The sequence below is a fragment of the Pseudomonas sp. S2_H01 genome (genome assembly GCF_054668305.1).
Map to the genome: position 1 here is coordinate 461792 of NZ_CP162756.1, position 15959 is coordinate 477750.

At 52.3% G+C, this 15959-nt stretch carries 14 protein-coding genes and 1 pseudogene; 5 read left to right on the plus strand and 10 right to left on the minus strand.

Annotated features, from left to right (window positions below; all coding sequences use genetic code 11):
• Positions 1-463: 463 nt before the first annotated feature.
• Positions 464-793: an EF-hand domain-containing protein gene (locus AB4N84_RS02125; protein ID WP_460045064.1), complete on the plus strand. Its 330-nt coding sequence runs from the start codon at positions 464-466 to the stop codon at positions 791-793.
• A 213-nt stretch (positions 794-1006) separates the two neighbouring features.
• Here AB4N84_RS02125 and AB4N84_RS02130 read toward each other — a convergent pair whose 3' ends face one another.
• The 3 genes from AB4N84_RS02130 to AB4N84_RS02140 form a co-directional block, all read right to left on the minus strand.
• Positions 1007-1477: a hypothetical protein gene (locus tag AB4N84_RS02130; protein ID WP_460045066.1), complete on the minus strand. Its 471-nt coding sequence runs from the start codon at positions 1475-1477 to the stop codon at positions 1007-1009.
• A 246-nt stretch (positions 1478-1723) separates the two neighbouring features.
• A complete protein-coding gene (locus AB4N84_RS02135; protein WP_460045068.1) occupies positions 1724-2326 on the minus strand; it encodes an NADPH-dependent F420 reductase in 603 nt (200 codons plus the stop codon).
• A gap of 294 nt (positions 2327-2620) precedes the next feature.
• A complete protein-coding gene (locus AB4N84_RS02140; RefSeq protein ID WP_460045069.1) occupies positions 2621-3511 on the minus strand; it encodes a LysR family transcriptional regulator in 891 nt (296 codons plus the stop codon).
• Positions 3512-3665: 154 nt separating this feature from the next.
• On the opposite strand from AB4N84_RS02140, the gene AB4N84_RS02145 reads away from it, so the two are divergent.
• Positions 3666-4331: a glutathione S-transferase family protein gene (locus AB4N84_RS02145; RefSeq protein WP_460045070.1), complete on the plus strand. Its 666-nt coding sequence runs from the start codon at positions 3666-3668 to the stop codon at positions 4329-4331.
• A 61-nt stretch (positions 4332-4392) separates the two neighbouring features.
• On the opposite strand, the gene AB4N84_RS02150 is transcribed toward AB4N84_RS02145, so the two are convergent.
• Positions 4393-4974, minus strand: a complete 582-nt coding sequence (locus AB4N84_RS02150) for a zinc-binding dehydrogenase (RefSeq protein ID WP_460045071.1) — start codon at positions 4972-4974, stop codon at positions 4393-4395.
• Entirely contained in the window at positions 4967-5371 is a 405-nt protein-coding gene (locus tag AB4N84_RS02155) for an alcohol dehydrogenase catalytic domain-containing protein (protein ID WP_460045072.1), read from the minus strand. Before AB4N84_RS02155 ends, AB4N84_RS02150 begins: the two co-directional genes overlap by 8 nt.
• 212 nt (positions 5372-5583) lie before the next feature.
• Here AB4N84_RS02155 and AB4N84_RS02160 point away from each other — a divergent pair, with 212 nt between their 5' ends.
• The gene (locus tag AB4N84_RS02160; protein ID WP_460045073.1) at positions 5584-6333 is read left to right on the plus strand and encodes an SDR family NAD(P)-dependent oxidoreductase; all 750 of its coding nucleotides are present in this window, start codon (positions 5584-5586) and stop codon (positions 6331-6333) included.
• A gap of 148 nt (positions 6334-6481) precedes the next feature.
• On the opposite strand, the gene AB4N84_RS02165 is transcribed toward AB4N84_RS02160, so the two are convergent.
• From AB4N84_RS02165 to AB4N84_RS02175, 3 genes are all read right to left on the minus strand, one after another.
• Positions 6482-7819: an OprD family porin gene (locus AB4N84_RS02165; protein ID WP_460045074.1), complete on the minus strand. Its 1338-nt coding sequence runs from the start codon at positions 7817-7819 to the stop codon at positions 6482-6484.
• Positions 7820-8822: 1003 nt separating this feature from the next.
• Positions 8823-9719, minus strand: coding sequence for an NAD-dependent epimerase/dehydratase family protein (locus AB4N84_RS02170; RefSeq protein ID WP_460045075.1), 897 nt, complete (start codon positions 9717-9719; stop codon positions 8823-8825).
• 358 nt (positions 9720-10077) lie between these two features.
• Positions 10078-11127 carry an SDR family oxidoreductase gene (locus AB4N84_RS02175; RefSeq protein WP_460045076.1) on the minus strand — a complete coding sequence of 350 codons (1050 nt, stop codon included), beginning with the start codon at positions 11125-11127 and terminating at the stop codon, positions 10078-10080.
• A 206-nt stretch (positions 11128-11333) separates the two neighbouring features.
• Between AB4N84_RS02175 and AB4N84_RS02180 the strand changes: the two are divergent.
• Both AB4N84_RS02180 and AB4N84_RS02185 read left to right on the plus strand, forming a co-directional pair.
• A pseudogene (locus AB4N84_RS02180) lies at positions 11334-11462 on the plus strand (helix-turn-helix domain-containing protein); the annotation flags it as partial.
• 18 nt (positions 11463-11480) lie between these two features.
• Complete coding sequence (locus AB4N84_RS02185; RefSeq protein ID WP_460046921.1) at positions 11481-12239, plus strand: substrate binding domain-containing protein; 759 nt, start codon at positions 11481-11483, stop codon at positions 12237-12239.
• A gap of 243 nt (positions 12240-12482) precedes the next feature.
• Here the strand turns inward: AB4N84_RS02185 and AB4N84_RS02190 are convergent, their stop codons facing one another.
• Positions 12483-14450, minus strand: coding sequence for a glycoside hydrolase family 127 protein (locus AB4N84_RS02190; RefSeq protein WP_460045077.1), 1968 nt, complete (start codon positions 14448-14450; stop codon positions 12483-12485).
• A 20-nt stretch (positions 14451-14470) separates the two neighbouring features.
• Positions 14471-15862, minus strand: a complete 1392-nt coding sequence (locus tag AB4N84_RS02195; protein WP_460045078.1) for an MFS transporter — start codon at positions 15860-15862, stop codon at positions 14471-14473.
• Positions 15863-15959 lie beyond the last annotated feature (97 nt).

A 15959-nucleotide genomic window follows, 5' to 3' on the forward strand; every position in this document is an offset into this window, starting at 1 on the left:
GAGGACGTGAGATCACATGACGGAAATCATGCAAATGCCGACCCAGGTCTAATCATTTTTCTCGGAGGTTTGTGATGCCTATTTCAAGCGTAAGCGGCTCCACAGCAGTAACTACCGAAGCGGTGTCTCCAGCTAGTCGAGCGCTCGTTACCACTTCGCCAGAACCACTAGAGGTGTCTGAATCTTCGGTACGCCCGTCCACTATCGTGACGTTGAGCACAACTCAGAATCCAATTTCGACGGAGCAAGGAGCTAGCTCAGCGCCGTCGGAGGCGTCCTCGAAGGCACCGTCTGAAAGTGCAGCCAAAACTTCTGCGGTCGATGAGAAAAAATTCCCTGGTTTAGCTGCTTACGCCAGAGGGGAAAAAGGAATTACTCTGACCCCAGAAGAGGGCGTAGAGGCATTGCGGCTTGGCATCATTCCGGAAGGACATATCAAGAGTGAAATGCCTCTGAGCGAAGCATGGGCTCCACAACTCTTTGTTCGCGCCGGGGGGGAGGTGGAAAGCTTGATGTTGATCAATTTTCAAAGCAACTGGCGATCGTTGGCGTCGACTCCAGTCGTGCCAAATCAATGTTCAAGAACTTCGATACGTCGGGAGACGGATCGCTTTCGCTAGACGAATACTACGCAGGCATCAAGGCTGGAGGCGAAAAGGCCACGGCCCTGTTCCAGTCGCTTATCGATGCCTACACCCGCAACGCCGATGGATCTGCGAATGAGCAAGCGACCAATCAATTTCTGGCGGAAGGGTCAGCCATGGCAACAAAATTCTGGTCCCGCCGGAGTTAATGCACTCTAGCGATTAGAGAGACGGCCAGGGAAGGCATGGTCACTATCGGAGAGCGAAACGGCCATGCTTCCAACTTCCACTAAAATTTGCTGATAGGATTGTTCCGATTCCGGTGTGAAGCCACGTCAAAATACTCTTCCGCAATCTGCCGTAGAGCTTGAATTCCGATCCGTCTATGCAAAGCAATGCTGCGTCAGGACGTACCCCAAGGATCACTCCATCACTAGAGTCATCTCATAGAGCTTGTCCCCTGCCATATTTGTCATAAGCACGATCGTTCCAGTGCCTGCGGGCAAATGCATCGGCATTCCCTTCGTAATAGCCCCTACCATGCTTTGGGGCATGGAGACTCCCAGCACACGGACTGAAAGCCTTTTGGCAGCTCTTATCAGCTCTCTGCTGGCGGCATCTTTATCTTGATCGGCGATCGCGGTAATAACTAACGACACCTGAGTTGCCGCGCCAGCAGTACCCTTCGCAGCAAATGTGATACGAGCGCTACCAGTACTGTTACTTGATAGCGGGCGACGTGTGCTAGAACACCCCTCGATATCATCTTGAATTGTATCCCAACCTCCCGCACGAAGCTGATTATCCTTAAGAACGCCGCATATTTCCTCTGGAGTATTGGATTTCAATGCAGCGGAACACATCAGGGGCGAAAGTAACAACATGACTGCCATGATGAGTCTTTTAGTCCAGGAATTAACTGACATTCTGCTAACATAGTGTGACATTTGATCTCAGCCTAGCTTAATTAGAAATCCTACTTTTCACACTAAGCAAAAAGCGGTCTAAATTTTCGCAAAAAAGTAGCCACTGGCGCAGTCGTGCCTGAATCGTAAAATTCATCGGGACCACTCCAATTCAGTGTTTCATCACAGTCACCAGCGGTAGGGCCGTGTCAGGCTTACATCAGGATAATGCCTTTAATCGGGAAGGAGAAAGTCTGGACCAGCGAGCGGCCCACCCGCCTGCTGCAACCTTCCACCCTCCTTTAGCCCGCCGAGATCAATCGTTCGAAACCCCATTTTTTGAATGAAATCTAGGACAAAATTCTTCGCTTCTGCGTCATCTCCAGAGACGAACAAGACGCGACGGGCGCTTTGACACACTGGACCGTCATTGAAATTAGACATCAATAGGCTGTTAAAGGCTTTGACCACTCGAGCGCCTGGTACCAGTTCGGCCACCACCTCACTCGCGCCGCGGCCGCCCAAGTCATCAAACACCCATTCCGGCACGATTTGGAGGAAGGGATTAGTTGCGTCTATGAGGATGCGATTGTCCCAAGCAGGCAAACCTTGGAGCACTGACTTGACCGTCGTCCATGGGGTAGCCAGCAGTACGACAGGCGCAGACGCAGCTTCGTTAATTCCGGCAAACGAAGCTCTTGGTCCCAAGGCTTTAAGCGCATCTGCAAGCTTGTCAGGCCCACTTTGATTGCTTAAGAGAACTTCATGGCCCTGCTCAATAGCGTGGCGTGCGATTGAAAGTGCAACTGTTCCGGCACCCAGCATACCTATTTTCATGACATCTCCAACGACGCTATCGATTATTTTGGAGCGATTGCTACCAATATCCATACTAGCCCTTAGAAAAACTCAACGTCAAGGAATTTTGGAGCGAGTGATTCTTAATTAAGTGATTACACTGCACGCTCAGAGACCACCAGCTTCCCAAGAGATACATACAGGGAGCGCTGGTGCGCTGAATAGAGCGTAGGGCGAGACCGAGGGCTGACTGTGTGCTTAACGCGAGGCGCCAAGGATCACCTCTTTGATTATTCGTTGCCGTTGTAATTACCTAGCCTTCGCCTCGATGGGTTAGGGACACCTAAGCCATTCACTCTTCTGAAATTCTTCTACTAAAAAATCTACCATCACCCGCGTGGCTCGGGGGATCCATGATGTGGAAGGCATGACGGCATAGACAGGGACATAAGCTGAGTCAAAGGCGGGCAAAATTCTCACCAAACGCCCTGCCGCGAGATCATCACCACAAGCCGTGAGTGGCGCTCGAAGCACCCCTACGCCAGCGATAGCGGCATCGCACAATGCCTCGAAAACATCAACGCGATAAGGACCATCGACACTGACAGAGAAGGTTTCTTCATGCGCTCCCGTAAAGGTCCATTGGTATGGATTAGTGTGGCGAAGGTAAATCAGACACGGGACTGCTGCTAGATCGTCGGGGTGGTGAATCGGTGGAACGCGCTTAAGCAACTCAGGTGATGCGACGGTAACAGGCTGCAGCATCCCAAGCTTGCGGGCTCGATGAGAACTGTCCTTCAGCTCACCTACCCTAATAGATATATCGACCCCATCGCGAATCAAATCCGTTTCCGAGTCATTTAGAAAATGCTCCACAATAATATTAGGGTATTTAGCAAGAAATTTTGGTAAAAGCGGTGTGAGCTGTTTACGCCCTAATAATATTGGCGTGGAAATTCTCAAGCGACCTGAGACTGCCCTTTGGGATTCTTCAGTATCGCCGACTGCGACTGCGTACTGCTCAAGTATCAACTTTGCATGCTCGTAAAACTTTTCACCCGCAGACGTCAAAACCAGGCTGCGCGTAGTACGTGACAATAGCTTAACCTGAAGCTGCTTCTCCAAATCTGTTATCTGCTTGCTTACCGTGGACTGACTTACTGATAACTCAACCGCTGTTTTAGAGAAACTGCCCAATTCTACAATTCGGACGTAGGTTTCCATTGCTAAAAGTCGATCCACACATTCACCACTAACAATTCTATATATTCCAAAATCCGATAAATTATATCGGTTTTAGCCTGATTAACGGTCGGATGCAGTTCCGTTAGGCTTACCCCCCTGAAGAAATTCACACCCCATCAGTAGGAAGGCAATTATGACGATTAGCATTTACGGTGATATCGGTTCCGGCAGTTTTCGCCGAGTTTTGACCGCTGCAAAACAAATGGGTATCCAGTTTGAGCATATTCCGGTTGACCTGCTCAAAGGGGAGAGCCACGCACAAGAGTTCTTGGCCTTGAACCCTGCCGGACGCGTGCCAGTATTGGTAGATGGTGAAACCGTCATTACCGAAGCCTCTGCAATCAATATTTATCTTGCCGAAAAATTCGACTCACCCCTTCTGCCGAAAGGCAGCGCCCGATATGAAACGCTGAAATGGATGTTCTGGTCAGCGGAACACTGGCGTACATTCTCTGGCTATCTGTTCAATGAGCGCATCGGCAAGCGGGTCATGGGCGCGTCCGAAGACCCAACAATGGTTGCATTCATTCTGGAAAACATTCGCAGCAACGCCGCAGTCCTCGACAAGCATCTCGAGACACATAAGTTCGTCGTCGGCGATCAAGTGACACTAGCTGACTTCGACATTGCAGCCCCGTTCTCACAGATGGCTCGAACCAAGCTCCCATACGATGAGTTCCCCAACCTGTTGGCATGGCAGCAACGCCTTTTGGATGAGGTTCCTGCCTGGAAAGAGACCAAGGAATTGCTCGACGATCGCATGGACACAGCCTTCAACGCATTCGGTATCACCTTCTGACCGAAAGCATGAGCGTCTCGACCTGTCGTATAGGTCGAGCGCTTTTCCTGTTTCTAGCGAATCAGCGAGCACCACCAATGTCCAGCAGAACCTTACCGCCGTTACGCGTGTGGACGATGGCCTCCTTGACCGCCGACAGCGGATACACTTTAGCCACTGGAACATGGAGCTTACCAGTCCGAATCAACTCAACCGCTTCCAGCAATATGGTCGGGATTTTCGGCGCATATTCTTTCTTGTTCTGATAGAAGTTGTGCATGGTGATGCTCTTTCTCATCAGCGGCCTGAAGTCGCCTGGAGCTGACATCTCACCACTCATCTGCGCATAGTTCACCAGCTTGCCACCCAATGACAGTGCGCTCACTAATCTGGCAGTTGCATCGCCACTGACGCCGTCCAAGGCCAAGCGCACGATTCCGTCACCTATCATGTCCTGCACTCGCTCAGTTGCATTACCTTCGTCTACCAGTACGATGTTCCCGCCTGCCGCCTCGACGTCAGCAACCTGCTCCGGTCTCCGCACGAAATTGACCGTACGAAATCCTCGTCCTTTAGCAATGGCAATCACGGCTCGACCCACGCCTGAATTGGCGCAGTTCTGAACCACCCAGTCCCCCGGCTGAAGATCTACGAACTCACTCAACAAAAGAGCTGCTGTGGGGGGGATTAATACGAAGCATCGCCAACTGTTGAATGTCTACATCATCAGGTAAAGCAAACAGTCCAAGGGCGGGAATGGTCATGCGCTCGCGCCAGGTGAAGCTGTAGAGAGGTGGCGTAACACGGTCTCCCACTTTGACGTTGTCTACCCCTCCTCCAACCTTGAGCACTATGCCAACGGCTTCGTTACCTACGACGCTTGGAAGCGGCGGATGCACTGGAAATTTACCGCCAAACAGTAGCAGGTCGTTGTGGTTCACTGGGGCGAACTCGACACCGATCAAAACCTCACCCGCCGCTGGTTCAGCAGGCTCGGCGATGTCGATCACCTCGAGGCCTTCGAGAGGGTCACCATATGCTTTTATCTGGATCGCTTTCATGCGTAGCTCACCTGGACGAAGGGATTGAGGATTCAAAGAACCACCGTTATCATAGTGGTCACTTTCAATGTTATCTACCCCCATCCCTGCCGTTCGCCGGAATTCATTCCACATTCCGATAAGTGTTATCGGTCTCTGGGTCATTCTCCGCTCAAGGTCATCCAGATAGCCTCTGTGCTCCATCAATAAGCACTGAGCGACGACGGATTCAAATGACAAAACTATTGGCAGGTAAAGTAGCACTCGTCACCGGCGGATCGCGCGGACTGGGCGCCGCAACAGCCAAAGCGCTGGCAGAACAGGGTGCAGACGTTGCCATCAGCTATGTGTACTCCGCGGAGAAGGCACAAGCGGTGGTTGCTCAAGTCACTGCGCAAGGTGTTCGCGGCGAGGCATTCCAAGCCGACCAAGCAGACGCTGCAGCAGCACACGCCTTGATCGACCAGGTCTTGGCAAAATTTGGCCGAATTGACATTCTTATCAACAACGCCTCCATCGACGAGATGGGCCGGGTTGATGACCCCAATCGCGACAGCTCAGCATTCGAGAGATTTTGGGCAGTCGGATTAAGCGGCTTCATGGCTACCGTTCAAGCGGCATCAAAAGTACTCGGTGATGAAGGCCGAATTATTATGATCAGCTCGAATCTTGGTACTCGTGTAGGTGTGCCTGGCCTCTCCGATTTGGCAGCGCTACGAGGAGCCATTGATGGGTATTCCCGCGGAGTCGCTCGTGATCTGGCGGAACGCAGCATCACCGTAAACGTGGTTCACGCCGGTTTTATGGAAACGGATATCAATGCACATCTGCGCGAAGGTTTGGCGCCATTGATTGCGCGCTTGTGCTTCCCACGTTTTGGCCGCCTGGAAGAAATCGTTGCCCCCATCCTATTCCTTGCTAGCCCCGCCGCTTCGTATATCACTGGTACGACCATCGACGCCGACGGCGGTTACAACGCCTGACTCCATATCCGATTGACCGTGCGAGTTGAAGAAAGACCCAACCCACATAAAAAAGCCTGAGACCTATGCGGTCTCAGGCTTTGTCACTCTTTCCAAAACTTTGCATCATCAGCGGCTGCGGTCATCCACACTCGCTGACATCAGGCGATTATAAAACGGAGATCGGATAATCCACGATCAACCGGAACTCATTAATATCACCTTCGCCTTCATCCGCATTAGCACGGTGAAACGCTTGACGGATGCGGAACGATAGATCTTTTGCCGGACCAGTCTGAACAACATATTTGGCTTCAACGTTGGTCTCATGGTGGCTGCCGTTTGAACCATAGAGCGACGTACCGTCAGAATTCCGATAAGTTGAGTTAGCGGCTAGGTGGGTGCCGTCTATATTAGTACCGCTTACATATCGAGCCATGAAGCTCAGACCAGGTACGCCGTACGGAGCCATGTTCAGGTCGTAACGACCTTGCCACGAGCGCTCACCCGGGGCGTTAAAGTCGGAGTATTGAATCGAGTTCGCCAGGAAGATCGAGTCGCCACCGCGGTTGTTGTCGCCGATACCGATGTAGTCGAACGGTGTATCACCGTTAACTTTCTGGAACGCCAGGGTCAGGGTATGAGCGGCCAGGAACGAGTAGGCTGCAGACAGGGAGTAGGCGTTGTTGTTGATGTCGCCTGCTTTCTTGCTGCCAGTGTCCTGGGTGTTGTAGTAGTTGAAGTCGAAGGCCAGAGACTGGTCATCGGTCAACGGCAGTGCGTAGTTCACGTTGCCGTAGTACTGGTTCCACACGTCTTCCAGTTTGTTGTAGTAGAAACCAACACCCAGGTTGTCGGTGATCGAGTACTTACCGCCACCGTAGGTAGCCGACTTGGAAGTCACGCCACCGTAGGTCGCCCAGATATCGCCGTTACGGTTGGTTTCGTCCTGGCTGGTACCGGAAGTGAAGCGACCCGCTTCAACGTCCAGACCTTTGATTTCGCTGCTCTGCAAGGTCACGCCAGTAGCCGTTTGTGGCAACAAACGGGAACCGCCGACTGCAAACACCGGGTTCTGTGGCTGCATGTCACCGATTTTCAGTTCGGTTTTAGAGACGCGGAACTTAACAGCACCACCGGCCTTGCCGAAGCTGTCTTCGTTTTTGCCGTTACTGTCGGTCACCAAGTTGCCCGAACCCGAGTACTTGTCGGAGCCGTCCAGTTTGAAGCCGGCATAGCCGAACGCATCAACGCCCACGCCTATCAGGCCTTGGGTGTAGCCGGAGCTGTAATTAGCCCAGAAACCTTGAGTCCAGTCTTTGTCGTCTACGCCACCGTTCATCTTGTCGCGGTTGTAGTAGTAGTTACGAGCCTTTACGTCCAGCTTGCTACCTTCAACAAAACCAGTTGCTTCGGACTGATCGCTTACGAATGCCGCAGCCGATGCCAATTGGGTACTGGCCGCAGTAACTGCCAGGGCGATTGCGCTCCACTTCATCACTCTCATGGTGACCTTGCTCCTTTGGGTTTGAAATTATTGCTGTTGACGGGTACTCACATTTGAAATTTTATGCAGTTTTTTCGCGAATCACTTTTCGCCCGAATAAAGATCACCACTATATCGCCAGCTCAAGACTAACTCTCGTAGCTGCTATTGGCGACGGTCTAAAAGACGATTTATTACCAAACTCGATATTTCAAATTTTCCAACTTTAAGTATTGCGCTCCATAAAACTCACCGCTATTCTTCGCTCGTCTCTGATTCGAGAGGCCGGGCATGGTAACCCGATTAACATAGGCGCAGTAGCAGTTGTATCTCATCTATAATCTGCTACTGCGTTTATTTTTATGGCGACTGTGGTTCGGAGGCTTCGTGCTGCCGGTTCCTTTGTCCGGTTTACCAGCCGACCACAGCTGCCACCCTAACTAATCTCATTTAGCCGGTCTTTATAAGCGACCAAGTTATTTCAAAAAAGCAGGGCACGAAACTTCCCGCCGAGAAACAAAGGCGTCTTAACCTACTACAGTCTGCTCAGAATCTGCGGAACTGCACAGCCACTGCTATCAACCTAGAAAGCTAATTACGAAATATACGAAAACTGTCCCATCTCTAGACGGATGGATAGACAGATTGGCAGCTGAGAACTGAGCTGACCGATAGACAAACTGCCTGCGGAACCCTCAGCGGCGGCAGCCATGCTGAAAGCTGAGCAGAAAAAATAAATTCGTCGCGTCAATGTGACCTTTGTTTAGCCCCGCAAATGGGGTTGGTTTGGCGTGAACCCATTAAAATCGATCACAATTAATGAGTCAAGCTCCACCCTCTCTTTAATCCACTAATTTCAGCCAAGATTTTGAAAAGGTGGTCGTCTACGAGGTTCATTCCCTAAAATCTTGAGAGCATTTTTAGGTGCTGCTGCCCCTAGGTCGTTGTGAATGCATCCCTCTGTCGAGGGATGCAACGCTTTGCACTACACAAAGCTTTCGTGATTGAGCAGAGCGAATCCGAATTACAGCCCTTCTATCACCGCTTTTTCTAGCGAGGGCCCAGCCGGGCGCCAGTCCAAAAGCTGGCGCGCGTTTTTCGCCCTGACTCGGGCATTCGTAGCAAGCGCCACACGTGCGAAACCTCCGAGTTCGGAAATGGCATCATCGATATCCCAGCTCACGACCCGTCCCTCAAATCCCAAGGAGGTGCTCACAGCCTGAGCAATGGACTTGAATGTACTGACCCCGTTTTCCGCATAGAACAATGCTCCCGCTGGAGCTTTTTCCAAGGCGATGACATACAGATCAGCCAGGTCTTGGATGTAAACATTGGACCAAGATGTCTCACCGGTTCCGATATACACCCCTGCTCCACGCTCACGCGATTTGGAAACAATCTTTGGCAACTGGTCACTTTCAGTCTTCAAACCCAGACCTTTCCCATAGACCGTTGACGGGCAGATAACAAAAGCGCGTATCCCATCAAGTACCCCTGCGGTTCTCACCATCCTGTCAATTTCCAAGCGAGGGATTCGATGAAGCATTACCGGGAAGGGGCTGTCGTCCTCATACACAACATCGGTCCCTCCCCCTCCAGAGGCGTCGTCACACACAATACTCGCACCGCTAGTGTGGATAAGCGTCTTACCCGAACCGGAGAGCGCGCTGATCAAAGCGCGAATCGAGAAATAGTGGTCGGAGTTGGCGGCGTTGATGGTAGCGTCGGCATCTAGAGCCAGCTCACCCAGCAACATGGCGTCGTCTAAGCTGCCAAATTTTGGTGTAACTCCGTGGCTTTCCAACCACGCCGCTTGCTCTTCGGATCTGACTAATCCGACTACCTCATGGCCTGCGGCTACAAGGCGTTGGCTGATCGATCCACCCAGATACCCTGCTGCTCCAGTAACAAAGACTTTCATATGCACTTTCCTTTCAATTTTTGACAAAACAAGCGGCCTCACCGCTTGGCCTAGGGAAAGCATTGATTAATTCGATCAGAGACAGTAGACGGCGCTTCCGACTATCAGTCATTCGGAAAGCGGATGAATCCCGCCTTCCTCAACATCTTTCTTTAACATGGATAAGGCGCTGCGAGGACCAATGCCAGAGTCGTCACGCAGAAGCGTTCAAACCCACTCTCGCGCAAACGTGCCAGTGCGAAGCGCACCCAGTTCGGCATGGGAGAGTGGTTGGGCGTGCTGAGGGACCGTCCCACGCCTCGAAAAACCGGAAACACTTTTTTTCTACGCGAAGGATTTTGCACGCCAGTGCGCGGCGTTAAGGCAGGACGCGCTGAGTTTTTAAACTCTGGATCATGTCGAGCAAAGCTGATTCAGTGTTCATGGGCTCGGTGAAGCCGGCGCGACGGATTTTCCCCATGTCAGAGAGTAGATCCTGCTGGATGTTGAACACGAAATCGCCGAAGCCCCAATTCACGAGCCGGTCATAGCGAAGCGTATCCAGACCATGCTTCTTGACCAGCCCTAGCCACGCCTCAGCCTGATCAGGCATGTGGGTGCTCAAGGACATTGGCTGCGGTTCGTCGATAGCCATGTCCATAGCAGCCGCTAACTTTTTCCACAGATAATTCCAGCGGAAAGGCTCTCCCACCAAGTTGAATGCTTCGTTACGCGCATTATCAGCTGTGGCGGCCCAGATACTCGCTTGCCCCAACCATCTAACATCAGTCAACTGGGCGTACATGCCGCTGTACGTGTAAAGAGACCCTGGAAATTTCAGCGGCACTCCCGCCTCCTTACAGAGCGCTGCATAAACGCCTATGACCAGCGCAATGTTGTAGGGGGCTCCCGGGACGTCGCCCAAAACCGCATCAGGCCGAAGTATTGCCCAATCAAACTCTCCATCCTGCTGTTTCTTACGTAGGACGTCTTCTTGAGCAAAGTAAAAATTGGCAGGTAAATGTCGGGAAGCATCTTCATAGAATGGCGTAGGGACTGGTCCCCCCAAATGCCCCCCGTAGACTTTTGCACCTTGATAGAGCACCACTCGCTGCAGATTGGCGCCAGCAGCTTTGAGCCCATTCAAAACGTTCAGTAGCATTTTCGCGTTCGTTTGAGCTTCGACCAAGGCATTCTTCTCCGGCTTTAAGGCAGCGTAAAACACGTGCGAAATGTGCCCGGAATGCGCAAGCGCGTTTAACGTATCTTGCTCATCAGCAAGATCGCAATGAATGGCTCTATTGAGTGGATCAGGATTTCGACGCAGAGAGTGGACGGTCCATCGCGCGTCAGCCACCAACGAGTTAACGACGGCACTGCCGATGATTCCACTGCTGCCGACCACTAAGGCATTTCGAAGAGTACTCATACTGACGCTCCTACGGGGGCAAGGATTGCGGGTGCCGCAACATAGGGTGCCGATAAACGAATTCCGTGTACTGAGCGCATAATCAACTCCGGGTCTAAGGACATAGGTTTGGATGAGTGAAGCGGGAAAATCCTGAAACCTATCCTCCTGCATCCGTGATACCTTCGGAACCTATCCTCAATGAACATCAGTTATCTGCTTAACAAATGAATGACCGCTTTCAGGAATTGACTATTTTCGTGCGAGCTGCCGAATCAGGTAGCTTTTCCGCGGCTGCACGAAGTTTGGGATTGTCGCAGCCATCGGTATCACGGGTAATATCCGAGCTCGAGGCGCGGCTTGGAACACGGTTGATGCTACGCACCACTCGACGAATCGTGCCGACTGAAGCAGGGATAGCTTTTTTAAGTAGAGCGAAGGAAGCATTAAGGCTGCTGGAGGATGCAGAGGAGACGGCAAGGGCAACGGATAGCCTTAGCGGAATACTGAGAGTCGCACTACCGGGAATTTTAGCGACGAGTGCGGTTATACCTAGCCTTCCGGGGTTTATGAGCAAGCACCCGGGTCTCAAAGTGGAACTGTTAACCGCCGATAGACATCACGACCTCGTGGCAGAAGGTGTCGACATTGCTATCCGCTTCGGAGATCTCGAAAACTCCTCCTTCGGCGCAAAAAGAATAGCGACAGTTCCAAGAATGATAATGGCCTCACCAGGCTATTTGGCTCTGAATGGCACTCCCACGACTCTGGAAGATTTAGACCATCATAAGTTTTTAGTGGGCCCGGGTGGATCAGACAAGCCCCAATGGACGCTGCTGCAGGGAAGGAAGACATTTTTGGTGAAGATCGAGCCTCTGGTAAAGGTGGCCTCGGCCGAATCCCTCATCGGATGCGCACTCGCTGGGCTAGGACTAACGATTGGCTCATGGTGGTCTGCAGGTGATGAAGTGCGCGCTGGGCGCCTAGTTCCGGTTTTGACCAACTTTGAAGTGCCCTCAGTTAGCGTTCACGCAGTTTTTCCGGGTGGTCGCGAGCCCTCAAAGAAAACAAGGCTTTTCGTGCAGCATCTTGTCTCTATCATTCCGGGCTCGTTCAGCACACAACACAACTGACCCATCTGACGCTGCCTCTGTTAGATATCCATGGCGTCAGTCCTCGTCCGGCGCCAACCTGCCGTTTCGCATTGCAATCTCCGAGAGGATGCAGTAGCTCGCGCCGCTTGCGGAACTGTTGCTGGTGATACACGCTCGCCCCCCCTGATATCGACTATCAAAGCAGATCGACAACAGGGGGGACATTCTCTCTTTCGTAACTCACACAGCGCTCTCAGAGATATAGCCAAGTGTTACACGCCGCTATCGCTCGTCCACCCACACCCGCATCTCACCTTCGCCGCGATTAGCCCACGCGAAATAAGGTGTGAACGTCAGCGTCTGCGCGGTTAGCTTCGTGGCGGGGGTTTGACTATAGAGACTTTGCGCTTGTTCTGAATCAACGGTAGAAAGCCGCATGCCCTCAGCCTTGAGCTGCACCATTCCTTCCAATACTCCTTGACCAGAGATCTCGGTGAAATCAGCCGTTTGCGCCAAAGTCAATTGATGCAACTCCGGACCGTTGTCCGCTTGTTCCAGACAATAAACTATCGGACCGCGCTGGATGGCGACCTTCCCGGCCAACTTGCGTACGGCGGGGTTAGCCTTGAGCAGCATAGGTGACATCGGCAGAACCACATCGATACGATCTCCCTCGTGCCACTCACGCTCTACTCGACAGTAACCCGCGAGCATTGATGCCTCGGACTGGAATCGTTCGCCATTCACCCATACCTCGGCAGCCATGCACCAGTTCGGCATACGAAGCGCTAGAGTCAGCACAGCACCTTCGCCGCCATTGAGCGTGAAGCTGATTTTCCCTTGCCATGGATAGCTCCCACGCTGTTGCAGATGCCACTTTTTGCCGGCAGCTTCGAAGCGCAAGTCGCTGCCTATATACAGATTCACATAGAGCACATCTTGATGCAGGAGGTATATGTACTGATCCAATGAACCCAAAATACGCGCGATGTTTGGCGGGCAGCAGGCGCAACCAAACCACTGTTGACGTACCGCTTTGACGTGATCGTAAATGTGGTTACCCGCTAGGGCCGACGGCTGTACTTCAAGAGGATTGACGTAGAAAAAGTGCCGACCGTCCAATGCCATGCCAGCTAGTACCGTGTTGTAAAGCGCGCGCTCCATGACGTCGGCGTAGCGACCATCTGGTGCCAATTCAAGCATTCGTCGGGCGAACATTATCAGGGCGATCGAGGCGCAGGTTTCGGTATAAGCAGTGTCACTAGGCAGATCATAATCGCTGGTAAGGGACTCACCGTGACTCTGGGCGCCGACGCCGCCCGTCACATACATCTGTTTCTGCGTCAGGTTTTCCCAAATTCGCTGGCAAGCCGCCGCCTTATCAGCATCGCCATTCAGTCGCGCGAGATGGGCGACGCCTGTGTATAGGTAAAGCAGACGGACTGCATGCCCGACTGCCTTCACCTGTTGGACGACGGGTACATGCGCCTGGCTGTACGCCTTGTCGTGGATCATCCATGCAGGCCCGTGACTAGGCCAGAAAAAGGTGCGTCCTCTGCGTTCGTATTCTTGGTCATAAAAGTGCGGAGTCTGCCCGCGCTCTTCTACGAAGAAGCGACACAAACGTAAATAGCGATCCTCGTTTGTAACCTCGAATAGCCGGGTCAGCGCTAGTTCGATCTCTGGATGACCGGGATAACCTCGTATTTGTCCCTCCTCGGGACCAAAGACCTGATCAATGTGATCTGTAAGGCGTCTTGCAATATCCAACAGAGCTGTTTTTCCGGTTGCCTGGTAATAGGCAACCGCAGCTTCGATCAAGTGCCCAGCGCAGTACAATTCATGGCATTCCGCCAGATTGGTCCAACGATCCCCTGGCGCCTTCACAGTAAAATAGGTGTTGAGGTAGCCATCTTCTTGCTGTGCGGCACCGATGAGCTCGGCCAACTCGTCAACGATGGCTTCACAAACCGGATCCCTCGCTTGGCCTACCTGGTACGCCACAGCCTCAATCCACTTGGTGACATCACTGTCTTGAAACACCATTCCGTGGTGTTCGCCTTTTTGCTGACCCGCTGCAATGCGGAAATTCTCGATTGCACGGCTGGGCTCAGCCTCGTCGATGCGATCGTTCAAGGCATCCCATTGATAGGGAATCACGACGTCCTTAACCAGTTTCTGGTAGGGCGTCCAGAAGCCATCCAGGACCCGTGTATACAAGCTTCCGATGGGACTGTCGTAAACAGACATAGAGAAATTTCCTAGGGCAATTAAGCGGTTTTCAAATCTGCGGATATGCGCTTGAGAAAAGCACGATCAAGCTTGCAGTAGGCCAGTACTGCAACTTGGATGAGATGAAACGCGGCGGGTATCAAGGTTTGTAACAGGGAGATGCCAACCAACGATGCGTTCGTCTGAGCTGCCTGGCCCGGCTGGTAAGCGACCAGAGTGAACAGAATGCTGATGATGACGGCGCTGGACGCCCAGGCCAGTTTGATGCAGAAGAGATTGGCAGCGAAGTTCATGCCCGATGAACGAATACCGGTTTTCCAGCGACCGTAGTCGTCTGAGAAGGCCATGAAAGAGAAATGCAGCGGCAATGTCATGCCTTGAACAAGGCAGGTCATGAAGATCAGCGCTAACCACAGACTTGCATGGTCGGCAGACGCAGGTACGAAATAGAGCCCACCGCTCCAGGCCGCCAAGCAGAGGTTGGCTCCTATGTATAACTTCAGCGGATCAGTAATGCGCGAAAGGAATGGGACAAGAAAGGCGCCCAGAATGGTAGCAATCGCCACCATGCCGAAGAATAAAGACGTGTAAGCAGTATCCCCCCGCAGTACATAGGTAATGAAATACAAGTAGCCGCCGCCGCGAAGGTTAAACACATTGATAAGCAAGAAAGACAACAAAAGCATCAACATCAGTTGATCGTTCTGGCGCATGCCTGACAGGTGCTGGCGGAGACTGAAGGTTCCAAGCTCGGTTAGTGTTATGCGTTCGCGGACGCTGAAGAAGCACCAGAGAAACATGGCGACCGCCACGCCGCAGAGCACAGTGACGCCCCAGTGATAGCCTTTGGCAAGGTCCCCTTGGCCCAGCAGGTCAACCATCCACGGCAAGCCCACCGAAACCAGAAAACCAGCGGCGCCGCAGAGCATAAAACGCCAAGTCTGGCAGGCGACGACATCTTGATGTTCCTTGGTCATCGTGCTTATCAGAGCACAGTACGGCACATTTATAGCGCTGTAGCTGAGCGACAACATGAGGTAGGTGATAAAGGCGTAGACAATCTTAGCCGTAGCGCCTAGTTCCGGCGTGCTGAAGGTGAGAATGCCTGCCAATCCAATTGGCAGCGCCGCCCAAAGCTGCCAAGGACGAAATCGTCCAAAACGGCTGTTAGTACGGTCGGCGATTGCGCCCATCAAAGGGTCGGCAATGGCGTCGACGAAGCGCAGCGTTAAGAACATTGTGCCAACCAATGCGGGGGTCAGACCAAAGACATCTGTATAAAAGAACGTTAGAAAGTTAGCGATCAGGCAGGTGATGATCGTGCCCCCTGCGTCACCAAGACCATAACCTAACTTTTCTGAGCGGGATAATTTTGTAAGCGGCGCTGGCGTCAAAACCACACCCGAAGACGTCAAGGCTGACGTAGTCATGCAGTTATCTCCAATTCTTGTAATTATTAGCGCCGCCTTGAACGGCGGTGCTTGTGCGGGTTGCATTTGGAAACGTGCCCGGTTTAACCAGTATGTT

Bases quoted from the DNA above. Each gene is read 5' to 3' on its own strand.
- AB4N84_RS02185 (WP_460046921.1), top strand. From the start codon at position 11,481: ATGCTACGCACCACTCGACGAATCGTGCCGACTGAAGCAGGGATAGCT.
- AB4N84_RS02140 (WP_460045069.1), bottom strand. From the start codon at position 3,511: ATGGAAACCTACGTCCGAATTGTAGAATTGGGCAGTTTCTCTAAAACA.
- AB4N84_RS02155 (WP_460045072.1), bottom strand. From the start codon at position 5,371: ATGAAAGCGATCCAGATAAAAGCATATGGTGACCCTCTCGAAGGCCTC.
- AB4N84_RS02170 (WP_460045075.1), bottom strand. From the start codon at position 9,719: ATGAAAGTCTTTGTTACTGGAGCAGCAGGGTATCTGGGTGGATCGATC.
- AB4N84_RS02130 (WP_460045066.1), bottom strand. From the start codon at position 1,477: ATGGCAGTCATGTTGTTACTTTCGCCCCTGATGTGTTCCGCTGCATTG.
- AB4N84_RS02175 (WP_460045076.1), bottom strand. From the start codon at position 11,127: ATGAGTACTCTTCGAAATGCCTTAGTGGTCGGCAGCAGTGGAATCATC.
- AB4N84_RS02165 (WP_460045074.1), bottom strand. From the start codon at position 7,819: ATGAGAGTGATGAAGTGGAGCGCAATCGCCCTGGCAGTTACTGCGGCC.
- AB4N84_RS02145 (WP_460045070.1), top strand. From the start codon at position 3,666: ATGACGATTAGCATTTACGGTGATATCGGTTCCGGCAGTTTTCGCCGA.
- AB4N84_RS02190 (WP_460045077.1), bottom strand. From the start codon at position 14,450: ATGTCTGTTTACGACAGTCCCATCGGAAGCTTGTATACACGGGTCCTG.
- AB4N84_RS02160 (WP_460045073.1), top strand. From the start codon at position 5,584: ATGACAAAACTATTGGCAGGTAAAGTAGCACTCGTCACCGGCGGATCG.
- AB4N84_RS02195 (WP_460045078.1), bottom strand. From the start codon at position 15,862: ATGACTACGTCAGCCTTGACGTCTTCGGGTGTGGTTTTGACGCCAGCG.
- AB4N84_RS02125 (WP_460045064.1), top strand. From the start codon at position 464: ATGGGCTCCACAACTCTTTGTTCGCGCCGGGGGGGAGGTGGAAAGCTT.
- AB4N84_RS02135 (WP_460045068.1), bottom strand. From the start codon at position 2,326: ATGAAAATAGGTATGCTGGGTGCCGGAACAGTTGCACTTTCAATCGCA.